This is a genomic window from Beijerinckia mobilis, from assembly GCF_000745425.1.
In the GTDB taxonomy this organism is placed as follows: Bacteria; Pseudomonadota; Alphaproteobacteria; order Rhizobiales; family Beijerinckiaceae; genus Beijerinckia; species Beijerinckia mobilis.
Window position 1 is genome coordinate 54,388 of sequence record NZ_JQJH01000009.1, and the last position, 12,559, is coordinate 66,946.

A 12,559-nucleotide genomic window follows, 5' to 3' on the forward strand; every position below is an offset into this window, starting at 1 on the left:
TAACATGAGGACTGCAAGGAGAAGAGGGCAGAATTGGATTGGAACTATGAGCTATGCCGTCCTCGCCGTGGGCTTTTTATTGGCTGTGACCGGAATGCTTACGGCCTACCATGGCTATGGCATTATTGAAATCGAACGTGGCTGGACCGCAGTCATTGCCGGTGTCGTGGCGCTTGCGGGTGGTCTGATCATTGTCGTGCTCGGGCTCATTCTCCGGCTTCTCGGTCAGATCAAGCAGACGTTTGAATCCGCAGCCTGGATGGAGACACCCTCCTACGGGATTCCCGTGCCTGACGAACTGCCGTTCCGGGCAGGGCTCGATCTTTCGCGTTCCGCTGCCGCCGTCGCACCTGCAATGGCCGGAGCCGCGCTTTACGAAACCATGTCGGAGCCGGTTCATGTCCGGGCACCTCTCATGCGCGAGGAATTTGAGGCGCCGCTTCACCAGGATGAAATCCTCGCCACAGAACCTTCCTATCCTGATCTTACGCCTGACATCGAAGCCGCTTTGCAGGAAGAACTGGCGCGTAGTGTGATTGCGCCTCGGCAGGATGATTGGCTCGTCAAACTTGATCTTGGGCCGGCCCCGGCCATGGCGCCGGAACCGATGGCGGAGGAAGATCTCCTGAGCGAGGTCGATGACGTGTCACGAGCCGCCGCAGCACTTGCCGCGCCGATCAATGAAGTCGGCATTCCTCAACATGAAGTGGTCCAGGACAGTCGCCTGACGGACCGATACAACATCATCCCGGACGATCTGGGAATGGACGATCTGGAAATCACCCGAAATATCGAGGCGGCTATTTTTGCGGAAATGAATGCTGAAATGCTGGCGCATGAGGATCATGGCCAAGCCGTCGATCGCGAAATTGTTGAGAACCAAGCCATAGAAACCCCGGTTCCTACCGAGCCGTTTGCGCCTGCGTGGCACGAATTGGAGCCGGAAATAGCCGAGCCCCATGAGGATATCGCCTTCTCGCCGCCACCGGAGCCGTTGCTGTTCGAATCGGAGGCAAGAGAAAGGGAAATTCCTTCATTGGAGGTCTCTCCCGAGCCCGTGGCGGAACCGGAACCGATTGTGGAAATACCGGCTGAACCAGAACCTGCGCCACCGCCACCCGAACCCGAAAAGACGATGATCGGCCGCTACGAGGCCGACGGAACCACCTATATCATGTTCAGTGATGGCTCGATCGAAGCGCATTCGGAACAGGGTGTTGCCCGCTTCAAATCAATGGCGGAACTGAAGGCCCACATGGAATCGGAGGCGACCTGAGCCAGCAACAGCGCAGGTTCTTGCCGTAATCGGTCGATGACAGTCTGCAGATAATCATCGGCCGACTTGTTTGAAAGTTGGATATATCCAGAAACGCTCCACTCAAAAAACCAGAGCATTTTCGAGGCTATGGAAATCGCGAAGCGATGCCACGCCATCGGAAAATGCTCTAATTTTCCTCGAGGAGCAGTTCGGAAACATCCGAACATGCTCTAGCCTTCCGCTCATCAATTCCGTTATTGGCGCGGCAGGAGATCAATCAGTTTCGAAATGGCTGTCGGCTTTTGCGGCACGTAGGTCGGCAATGTCACGCGATAGACGAGAACCAGCGTATCGACATTGGCTCCCGAGGCATCGGCATAGGGCTTGCCGACCATATGGCCATCCTGGGTGATGAAGTCGTTATCACTGCCCACAAAAAGGAAATAATCATTCGGTGTTTTGGGGTCCAAGGCGGACACGATACCGATGCTTTCCCATTTCTCGTAAAGATTGTTTGAATCATTCGGTAGACCGTTGTGGAGTCCGAAGCGGTTCAATTGTGTATTGTCATTGATGTCGATGAAGCTTTGATAGGTGACAGGCGTAATCGCGCTGTTCAACACGCCGAGGGGTGCGGCTGAGACGCCGGGATTATCATAATTGCTGTTCGCGAGATTGGTCGCCGCGGAAATATCGATCAGGTCGATATGGCGATAGACCGAAGTCGGATTCGTATTCGTGAATCCCGCGCTGCTGTCACGGGCAAGAACGAGAAATTGATGATCGTTGAGCGCGAAGAACTCGCTCTGTGCGGCGGTCAACAGTTTCGTCTTGGTTGTCGTCGGATCCTGGAAGAGCGGAAGCTGTACGACATATTCAGCAGTCAGCTTCGGCTTGCCGCTCAGGAAAGGCACGCGATGCTCAAGATCATAAACAAGCAAGCGGGTGTTGCGCCTCGTCGTCTTGATATTGTTGGGATCGAGATCCTGAATCAGGGCGCTTTGCAGCAGAACATAAAGCTTCGACCGGTCGGGGCTCATGGCGAGACCCTCGAAGCCCTGGTTGTTTTGACGACCGGAGACCGGATTGCCCGGAGATGGATCATAGGTCACACCGACCGGCGGGCTGTTCGCGGAAAAATTATCGACCGCCGCGCCAGAAGCATCTTTCCGTTTGGGGATAAAGGCCTCCGGCGGCCGGATCGCTTCGAGAAGATGTCCATCAAGCGTATAGTGATAAACATATGGACCATATTCGTCGCTGATCCAGACCGTACCATCGCCCGGATACACGACAGCTTCATTATCGACGGGAATCGAATTGTTCGCCTTCGGCAGTTCGGGGAAGGTGGTGCTTGCCGGAAAGATCCCTGTCGGATCCAGGCCGGTTGTCTTCGTTCCAAACGGCTTCGAAAATTTGATGGAACCCTTGTAGTCGAGAACGAGCTGGTTTTGTGCTGTCGTTGACGTGCCAGTGAAAGGCTGCAACGTGAATTCGAACTTATGAAGGCGCCCCTGGAAATCGACCGTGCCCTGCGTGTTCCATCCACGGTCCGGCAACATATAGACCGTGCCGGCAAAACTTCCGTCCCCCTTTTTGTGCCAGGCGAGGGGATCCATAGCCATGCCCGAACCCATGCCTCCAAGCGTATCGCCGAATTGATCGACCGCATTCGAAGGAATACGGGTGACGCCGACGAGACCCTTGTTGACGAAGGTCTGGCCTTCGAAGGTGATGGATTGGGCCGATGCCGTCGCGAGGCTCGCGAAGACAGTCAGGACCGAGGCGATACCGGTCGCGGAATAAGCGCGTAGGCGCCAGAAACGAGTTTGAGCAGCCAGCCCAGCCAATGTTTGATCCTTTCAAACAAGTATTCAGCGACGACGGCCGCTTGCGAATGCGCAACTCGCAGCAATACCTTCGTGTTGAACTGGAAATGCGATCGGACACCGGCATGTCATGCCGAATGAATAATCCGTCCGCTTGAGATGAATTGGCTGAGGCTAGTTCGATTCAATATCAGTAATATTACAAACATTCCGAGGCGAACTGAGCGCGTTTTGAGAAGAACGTTTCCCAAAACGAACTAGCCGCCACACAGATCGTGTGGCGGCTTTGCGTTGAAGCTCACGAATGGGGTTTGCCTTATGGAATTATTGGGCTTTGCCCGATGTGAAAATCCGATCAGCGCATTCCATCATGCTGACGGATTTTGCGCTGGCGATGCAAAGCCTGGCGCGATACAGGCCAGGGCAAATGCATATTGGATCGCGACTTCACCGAGACGGTCGAAGCGGCCGGACGCACCGCCATGGCCAGCCCCCATATTGGTCATGAGCAGAATGGGACCGCCGCCGGTCATTGTCGCACGAAGACGCGCGACCCATTTGGCGGGCTCCCAATAAGTCACGCGCGGATCGGTCAATCCTCCGAGAGCAAGGATGGGTGGATAGCGTTTGGCTGCGACATTGTCATAAGGCGAATAGCTGAGGATGGTCGCAAACGCCTCGGGATCGAGAATGGGATTTCCCCATTCCAGCCATTCCGGCGGGGTCAATGGCAGATCCGCATCAAGCATGGTGTTCATGACATCGACGAAGGGGACGTCGGCGATGATACCGGCGAAAAGCTCCGGAGCCAGGTTGACGACGGCGCCCATCAACATGCCGCCGGCACTGCCGCCCTGGGCGACAATACGCCCTTCACGCGTCAGCCCCTCCGAAACGAGATGGCGTCCCGCCGCCACGAAATCCAAAAAGGTGTTTGGCTTCCTGGCGAGTTTCCCATCCGTATACCAATGCCAGCCCTTGTCCGTGCCGCCTCTTATATGGGCAATTGCGAAAATAAAGCCGCGGTCGACAAGACTCAGTCTGCTCGCCGAGAAGGAGGCCGATGTCGGGTGGCCATAGGCGCCATAGCCATACAGCAGGACGGGTGCGGAACCATCCAGCTTTGTCTCCTTGTGGTAGAGGATCGAAACCGGGATGATCTCTCCATCCGCCGCAGGAGCAAACAACCTGCGGGTTACGTAATCAGCGGGCTCATGCCCGCTCGGCAGGATCTGCCGTTTACGCAGCACGCGCTGATGCGTGGCGAGATCGTAATCATAGACCTCTCTCGGCGTCGTCATCGAGGAATAGATGAAACGCAGAATCGCCGTATCATATTCATAATGATCGGCGAGGCTGAGATGATAGGCTTCTTCCGGGAAATTTATTGTTGTTGTAGCGTTACTCACGAAGTTGTGAATTTTGAGGTTCGGCAGTCCGTTTTCGCGTTCGAGCCAGATGAGATAATCGCGGAACAGAACGAAGGCGATGATCATCCGCCCGGCGGAATGCGGAATGAAATCCGTCCAGGATGCTTTCGCTGGCGAGGCGAGAGGAGCGGTGACGATTTTGAAGTCCTCTGCGCCATCCGCATTGGTGCGGATCAGAACCTGGTCTCCGTGATCCTCGACGTCATAACGCAAGCCAGGGCTGCGCTTTTCGATCAATTGCGGTTTGGCCTGCGGATCGGCGAGGTCGAGAAGATGGCATTCCGTGGAATCATGGTCGGAGACGCTGATGATCGCGAAGGCAGCCGATTGGCTGCGGTGGATATGCACGAACCAGGCAGGGTCGAGTTCTTCGAAGACCAGTTCATCACTCGCGCTGTCATGGCCCAGAAGATGCCGAAAGACCTGCGCCGTACGGTGGTTCGCATCGACACGGACATAATAAAAACCGCTGGAATCGCTGAGCCAGACAATTGTGCCATCGGTATTCAGCACGAGATCGGAGCGGTCGAGGCCTGTTGCCGGATCGCGGACCTTGATCGAATAAAGTTCCGACCCTTTTTCATCGACGCTCCAGGCCACGAGACGATGATCAGGAGAATGCCGGACCATTCCGAGATCGAAGAAGGTTTTGTCGTGGCCTTCCTTTTCGCCGTCGAGAAGGACGGTCTCATCCTTGCCGGACAGGTCCGTGCGGCAAAAGAGCGGATGCTGGCCTCCGGTCACATGGCGAGCGTAATAAAGAAAATCGCCATCCTTGACGGGAACTTCGGCGTCATCTTCCTTGATGCGTCCGCGCATCTCCTTGATGAGCCGTTCGCGCAATTCCTTTGTGGGAGCAAGGACGGTCTGGGCATATTGATTTTCCTCATCGATCACCCGGCGAATATCGGCGGGCAGGGCGGAAGGGTCGCGCAACACCTCCTGCCAGTTCGCGGCTTTCAGCCAGGCGTAATCATCGACGAGCGTGACGCCATGGATGGTTTTCGATTCCGGGCGTTTGTCGGCGAGCGGGGGGACGGGCGGAGCGGCTATGGTTTGGGTCATCTTTTGACAATCTATGTCCAGCGGAAGATGGAGCTTCAGAGGCCTTGATTGCGATTGCAGGCAAAGCTCGACGCATGGGAGCAAAAGGGGTGGGAAATCGCGCCGACGACATTCACCGATGAACGGAAACGCCACTGGAGCCGAGGAAGGAATGGCCTCTCCCGGCTCGGGCTACCGTCAGGTGAATGAAATACCTCCGTTCAGGGCCGTGCTGATCCTATCCTTCTTTTTTCTGGTCGAATTTGAGCGAGAGACCATTGGTGCAATAGCGCAAGCCCGTGGGTTGTGGCCCGTCCGGGAAGACATGGCCGAGATGCGCGTCGCATTTCGCACAGCGGATTTCAGTCCGGCTCATGAAATGGGAACGATCCACATGTTCCTCGATGGCTGTTTCCGAGACCGGTGCATAGAAACTTGGCCAGCCTGTGCCGGAATCATATTTGGTTTCCGACTGAAACAAGGCTGCCCCGCAGCAGACGCAAGAATAAAGCCCGGGCTTCTTCTGATCCCAATGGGGACCCGTGAATGCCGGTTCTGTCCCATGCCGCCGCGTGACTTCATATTGGGCCTGGCTCAATTGGGTGCGCCATTCTGCATCGGATTTGTTGATCTTGCCCTCGGTGGTTTCAGATGGTTTTTCTGTCATTCGAGCCTCCGGCCCCGGCCTTTATTGTCATGGGCGTAATTTTATAAATCGCAAGTGGATATTATGGTTTAGCTTGAAAACAACATAACGTGTCTGCAATTCACCTTCGTGATCTCATTGCAGGAAGTTATCTGTGAAATTATTAGGAGTTTCATGATTGAGGTCTTTTTTCAACTCGGTATCTATATATATGAGTGGTAGAAGGGATAGTGCAGCATTAATACCAAAGCTTTCCATCTTTTGGCTTACTGGATCATAAGATGGATGAAATCTTCGCTTTCACGGAAATTTTCCTCTTAATTCAGTTCAATCTATCTTAGTGCTGCTTGCGGATAGGAAGTTCTGGTTTTAGAAAAGATGAAAGTTGTCGAAAGTCGATTCGGAACGCGTCTGTATGACCTTGTCTTTGGCAGCTTGTAAGCATCTAATTTGACGCTTCTCTTCAGGCGCGCTGTATTCCGTCTGACTCAATTACTCCGGATATTTACCGCCATGAGCGAGACATCAACTTCCAATAGTTATATCGAATTGGCCGCCGATATTGTTTCGGCCTATGTAAGCAACAATTCTGTGCCAGCCAGCGATTTGCCTGCTTTGATCAACGAAGTACATTCCGCGTTGCTGCGCGTAACCGCCGGAACTGTGGTTCCACCGGTAGAAGTTCCCAAACCCGCTGTTCCCACAAAGAAATCGGTGACGAATGAATTCATCGTCTGTCTGGAAGATGGGCGGAAGTTCAAATCATTGAAGCGCCATTTACGCACACAATATAATATGTCCCCCGATGAATATCGCGAGAAATGGGGTCTTCCTGCGGATTATCCGATGGTTGCTCCAAATTATGCCAAAGCCCGGTCCAACCTCGCGAAACAAATGGGTCTTGGACAACAGCGTCGCCGCAAGCGGTGAGTACCGTGCAATAGGCACGGATATAGCCTTGTCTTTCCTATTTGACGGCGATGCAAAACTTTCCGTGGCAATGGGATGGCTTCACGGGAGGTTATAATAATCTCAATCTGCGTTTTCGAGAGTGGGCGGAGAATAGCCAAGGCTGAGCAAGTCTAATTCAGAGAAGATCATTTTCCTCGCTGGCCGCACTTTGGTTCTTCCTTGAGGATGTTCTTCTTTGCCGTGCCCTGTTCCGGGAACAGCGTGCCCGATCGCGTCATGTTCATGCGAATGAAAAGCGCATCGGATCCTCGTCGAAGCAACTCGTTTCGATCAGGATCCGATGCGCTTAAAATTGTTTATCGATGAATTGGCTGTCCGCCATTGTGGAAGCTTTATGCTTCCACAATGGGAAATCGGATCAATCAGGCAACTGCTGCAGCAGCGCGCGCATCATTCTTGATCCGCTCGACCATTGAGCGGACGCCATTCGTCCGCTGAGGCGTCAGATGTGCGGAAAGGCCGAGGTTCTGGAAGAGTTCCTGAGCGTCGATGCTTGGAATTTTCGCGGCGGGCTGGCCGGAATAAAGCGCGAGAATGAGAGCGACAAGACCGCGCACAATATGGGCATCGCTATCGCCCTTGAGGTTGAGCACGGGGGCGCCCGTTTCGTCAGTACCGATCTTGGTTTCAAGCCAGACCTGACTTGCGCAGCCCAGAACCTTGTTCTGGTCGTTGTGGGCAGCCTCGTCCAGGGGTTCCAGCGTGCGACCGAGTTCGATGAGGTAACGATAGCGGTCGTCCCACTCGTCGAGGTAGTTAAAGTTTTCAATGATCTCGTCGAGGTTCATAATGATCCACAGGCCCGAAGTTGTTCTCACGCTCATCCTTAAGGGATCTGGCGAGAGTTGCCGCAGGGAAAGAAACCAAGATAATCCTTGGCAATCTATATAACCCAGGTCTCGACGCGCGAGAGGACTGGAAATGAGCAATTGTACTCGTTCTTCTCTGGCTTCTTATTGTTTTCCTTCTCCTTTGAGAAGAAAGAACATTGATCCGATCCTGCGATAGATCGGGTATTTCCGAATGGCTCCATAAACTATGGAGCATTTCTGAAGTCATTTGAATCGCGGCGCCATGCGCTTTGCCTCATGAATGCTTCAGCCAATGTGCATGGTCTTGCACATGATTATAATAATCATGCAATCTCGCTGCCACAATAAGCGCATAGGAAGGTCCGCCGTGCGGCATCAATGCCGCTCTGCCTGTGCCCCTATTTCGAGCAGATGAGAGAGGCTTGCCCCGGTCGAGGTGCAGGTCTCTCGATGATTCCGGCAAAATTCAATCAGGGCATCGGGCGATTCGGTGACAAGTGCGCGCACGGCCTTGTCCAGAAGTCTTTTGTCGCCTGCCAACTCGTCGCGATTGCTCTGTTGAGAAGGGGAATGGGGTTGAACCGTTTCAGCGGCACCCTTTGTGACGTGTTCGGAAGGAGCGGTTCCACTCGTCTGCCGCCCGGGGTTCACCACGGAGCCCGAAATAAGCGTCTTGGGCGATGGGAAGATCGCCGAGAAGACGATTGTGAGCCAGAAAAGGACGCGGATCAGAAACATCATGCGTTATCTTCGCATGAGCCTCTTTCGGAATCGTTGCGCAATCTGATCGTCGTTGATCCTGTCAGCTGTTGCCGATGAGGCATATTCCGAATCTCATGACTTCCAACCTCTTGGGATCAGTGAGGTCCAGTGGGAAGCTGTTCCGCAGTCACAAGGCCAAGTCTCGATTATAGATTCACGAAGACCCATTTTTCAGCACGAACTTTTAACCTTAGCATCGTTTTGCTGTGGTTCAGGAAACGAGTTCTTTCATCAAAGGATTCAATTTAGCGCACCTTTAAGATCAATCTGCGACGACTCGTGAGGCCGGCCCTGATCCCTTCCCGAAGAGATGCCGGAACGGAGTATGATGCGTTGATTGTCCTGCGCAATCCTGAGATCCTTTTCATGCGATTTTTGGGCGGTTTTCTGTCGCCCTGGCTCGTATGCCGGGAGCGATCCTTCATGTTGCGGCAAGGTCTGCAATGTCTCGCCGTCATCGGCGCGACGCCTTTCGTCCTGCCGTCGCATGCTGTCTTCGATTGGGCGGAAGCGCTGGTTCTAGCCGCTCTGCTGCTGCCTTTGAGTGCACTTGTGTTCGTCGCCTTGACGGAAGTGCTCATTGGCGCGCAGACCATCGTCACACTGGGTCTCTGTCTCACATCGATTGCGTTGGCGTTGGCGGGCGCTGGTATCGGGCCGGTGGGCGCTGCGCTTTTCATTGCCGCGATCGAGGCTTTTTTGACGCTCAATCCGATCGTGATCGGCATTTGCGGTCTGTCGCTCTTCAGTGTGCTCACAGCGATGGTTCTGGTTCCTCTGCCTGTTTATGCAAGGGTAAGCGGAATTGGCGACGCAGACATTCTCTGGCTTGGCGGAAGTCTTCTTTATGCTTCAATCCTGATGCTGCACGGCGCCCTCTTGCGCAAGCGCGATGAGCGGCGTCATCTCTGTCGTGCCACACCCAATATGGCCGAAATTCTCGACAATCTGGTCGATCTAGCGGTTGTTCATGATCGTATGGGATGCGCTCGGGCCTTGAACCGGATTGGAGAACGTCTGCTCGGTATCGATGCCACTCAATTGCAAGGCCGTGGCTTTTTCGATCATGTTCATGTGCTTGACCGGCCACTGTTCCTTCAGGCACTCGCCAACGTCGATGAATCCGCTGAACCATGCCGCGCCATGGTCAGATTACGTGGTGTCGGTGAAACTCCCCCGGTTCAGGAACCATTTTTTCGATGGTTTGATGTTTCGATGAGCCAGATGCCGCCATCAGCTTTCGATGCAGAATCGCGTATGAGCGGGGCGACCTCAATTCTCGCCATTTATCACGACATAACGGAGCTGAAACAACAGGAAGAGCGATTGGTGCGGGAGAGCGCCGAGGCGCTGGCGGCGCATCAGGCGAAGGATCGTTTCCTCGCCAATATGAGCCATGAGCTGCGGACGCCGTTGAACGCCATCATCGGCTTTGCCGAGATGCTCAGCCATCCGAATCTCTGCCCCAGCGATCCCTTGAAGCAGCGTGAATATGCGACGATCATCCACGAGTCGGGCGAGCATCTTCTGCATGTCGTGAATTCCATTCTCGACATGTCGAAAATCCATTCCGGCACATTCATTCTGGAACCACAACCGCTGCTGATTGCTCCCTTGATCGAAGCCTGCTGCGACATGCTTCGCCCGAGCGCCGAAGCAAAGCAAATTCATTTCGAGCAGATCCTCGACGATACGCAGACGGAAATTCTGGCTGACAGACAGGCCTGCAAACAGATTCTCCTCAATTTGCTTTCCAATGCCGTCAAATTCACGCCACCTTCCGGCAGCGTCTCAGTCGCCATGATGGTGGACGAGCAATTTCTGTGGATCAATGTCCGTGATACCGGGATCGGTATAGAGGCAAGTGATATTTCCCGGCTTGGCGAACCTTTCTTTCAGGCCGGCGATAATCCTCGGCGCCAGGCTGAAGGTACCGGTCTCGGGCTTTCGATCGTGCAGGGACTTGTGGATCTGCACGGAGGGAAACTCGTGATTGAAAGTGAGCTCGCGAAAGGGACCAGCATGAATGTGTATCTGCCGCGCGAGGGTTGTCCTGATGACGCAATCATCACCGCGATAGAGGATACAGACGGCAGGGCAGGACGGAAGGATCAATGTCTCGACACCTCCGGACGGCGTCATGCAGCGGCAGAGATATCGATGCTCAAGGATGCAAAGGTGAGAAAAATTGCGTGAAGCCCTCGCAGCCACCGACTATGATTTCGTGATGGCCGAACCAAAAAAAAAGAAATCCGCCAATAAAAATACTGGCGCGCGAAAATCCGCGAGCCGGACCAAAAAAGCGCCAGCAGGCAGCCGTGTGAAACGCTATGCCGGTATTATTGCCGGCACACTTTCCGTTGCTGCAATCGGCGGTATCCTCATCAACGCTCTTGTTCTGCAGAAGAGCCGTCATCCGGCACCGCTATTTAGCCACAATACCACGGCTTCGAAGCGGACGGCACCGGAAACCCATTCCGTAACCGTTCCACCGCCTCCTGCCAGCGTGGCGCCGCAGCAGCAGGTGCCAGTGCCCCCGCCGGCGGAACGGGCTATCCTTGAAAAACTTGCGACTGGAGAGACGAATTCCGTTGCGGCGCCGGCGCCGACACCGGTCGTAGCGGAACCGCGCAAATCCAAAGACGAGATTGCACAATTCCTGCTCGGCAAACCGCATGAAATCAGAAAAGCCGACACGCCGGTTGCGCCGAAGGCTGACACCCATGCGGTGCACCAAAACGCGCATATCCAGACAGTGGCGAAATCGGAATCCGTCAAAAGCATTCATAATGACGGGACTCCCACCACGAAACATGACGCCAGCAAACACGCTAACGACAAGCAGACCGCAACCAAGCAGGAAGTAGGGAAGGCCGCCAAGCCCAGCAAGGCTGTTTATGCTGCCCAGAAAGCGCTGGTGAAGCTTGGTTTTGTCCTCAAGCCGGATGGCATAGCCGACACAAATACACATCATGCGATCGCCCAGTTCGAGCGCGATCGCAAACTTCCAGTCCATGGCGTCGTCAGTCCCCAACTTCTGCACGCTCTGGAAGCGGAGACGGGAGTAAAGGTGCAGTGATATTCATTTCAGGAATTCGGCAGTAGCCGATTTCCTGAGAACACCATTCCTTCATGCCTATTCTGTTGAGAAAATCAGCCTGGATTTGGATGGAATACCAATACAGGAGGGAAGGCATGTCTGCCTCCTGTCTGGCTTAATCGAATCGAAAGCGGGGGAATTGCAGGCCAGGATGGCGCATTGTCCTTCATCGTGTCTCGGCTGATCGGGTGCATATTGCGTTTGCGACCGGACAGAACCGAGAGAGGCATTTGGTACATTCCCGAATGTTAAGATTCCGGCGCCGATTGCCGTAACGATTTCTTTCCTTACTATTTGTCTTGGGCGGGAGGTTTTGTGAGCGATTTTTCGCTTCCCGCTCATATTTCTCTAAGAGGAGCAGATGCAAACTATGGCATCTGTTCTCGACGCGCTGACCACGAAGGCATTCTTCAAACATAGGTCCTGATTCTGTTCGGAGGCAATATTCCGGGCAATGCTCCGTCATCTCCATCGTAAGCAATTGACACAGATAACGCGTCCGATGGTTTGGAGCGAAGGTGAGAATGCGCGGTCACCTTGTATCAGGGATGGAATCGTTTCCATCAATATTCGTTTCTTGAATGCTTCAAGCGAAGGCGGTTTCGGATCTTTCCGAGACGTATTCCTAAAATTTCTCGTAAATGACAACGGTCCAGGAGCGTGATGATGATCACACTCCCGGCCCGATAATCTATTTTTACATTGG

At 54.0% G+C, this 12,559-nt stretch carries 9 protein-coding genes; 4 read left to right on the plus strand and 5 right to left on the minus strand.

What is annotated here, in order from left to right:
* The first annotated feature begins 46 nt into the window (after positions 1–46).
* Positions 47–1,276: a hypothetical protein gene (locus tag DL88_RS08870; RefSeq protein WP_034994856.1), complete on the plus strand. Its 1,230-nt coding sequence runs from the start codon at positions 47–49 to the stop codon at positions 1,274–1,276.
* A gap of 236 nt (positions 1,277–1,512) precedes the next feature.
* Here the strand turns inward: DL88_RS08870 and DL88_RS08875 are convergent, their stop codons facing one another.
* The 3 genes from DL88_RS08875 to msrB form a co-directional block, all read right to left on the minus strand.
* The gene (locus DL88_RS08875) at positions 1,513–3,108 is read right to left on the minus strand and encodes an esterase-like activity of phytase family protein (protein ID WP_051955776.1); all 1,596 of its coding nucleotides are present in this window, start codon (positions 3,106–3,108) and stop codon (positions 1,513–1,515) included.
* 347 nt (positions 3,109–3,455) lie between these two features.
* A complete protein-coding gene (locus tag DL88_RS08880) occupies positions 3,456–5,582 on the minus strand; it encodes a S9 family peptidase (protein WP_034994863.1) in 2,127 nt (708 codons plus the stop codon).
* A gap of 217 nt (positions 5,583–5,799) precedes the next feature.
* Complete coding sequence (gene msrB / locus DL88_RS08885; protein WP_034994867.1) at positions 5,800–6,228, minus strand: peptide-methionine (R)-S-oxide reductase MsrB; 429 nt, start codon at positions 6,226–6,228, stop codon at positions 5,800–5,802.
* Between the two features lie 492 nt (positions 6,229–6,720).
* Between msrB and DL88_RS08890 the strand changes: the two genes are divergently transcribed.
* Positions 6,721–7,137: a Ros/MucR family transcriptional regulator gene (locus DL88_RS08890; RefSeq protein ID WP_034994870.1), complete on the plus strand. Its 417-nt coding sequence runs from the start codon at positions 6,721–6,723 to the stop codon at positions 7,135–7,137.
* A 404-nt stretch (positions 7,138–7,541) separates the two neighbouring features.
* Here the strand turns inward: DL88_RS08890 and DL88_RS08895 are convergent, their stop codons facing one another.
* Both DL88_RS08895 and DL88_RS08900 read right to left on the minus strand, forming a co-directional pair.
* Entirely contained in the window at positions 7,542–7,967 is a 426-nt protein-coding gene (locus tag DL88_RS08895) for a SufE family protein (protein WP_034994873.1), read from the minus strand.
* Between the two features lie 399 nt (positions 7,968–8,366).
* Positions 8,367–8,732, minus strand: a complete 366-nt coding sequence (locus DL88_RS08900; protein WP_034994876.1) for a hypothetical protein — start codon at positions 8,730–8,732, stop codon at positions 8,367–8,369.
* A gap of 387 nt (positions 8,733–9,119) precedes the next feature.
* On the opposite strand from DL88_RS08900, the gene DL88_RS19335 reads away from it, so the two are divergent.
* On the plus strand, positions 9,120–10,949 hold the full coding sequence (locus DL88_RS19335) for a PAS domain-containing sensor histidine kinase (RefSeq protein ID WP_156971013.1): 1,830 nt from the start codon (positions 9,120–9,122) through the stop codon (positions 10,947–10,949).
* On the plus strand, positions 10,942–11,832 hold the full coding sequence (locus DL88_RS08910; protein ID WP_034994879.1) for a peptidoglycan-binding domain-containing protein: 891 nt from the start codon (positions 10,942–10,944) through the stop codon (positions 11,830–11,832). Before DL88_RS19335 ends, DL88_RS08910 begins: the two co-directional genes overlap by 8 nt.
* Positions 11,833–12,559 lie beyond the last annotated feature (727 nt).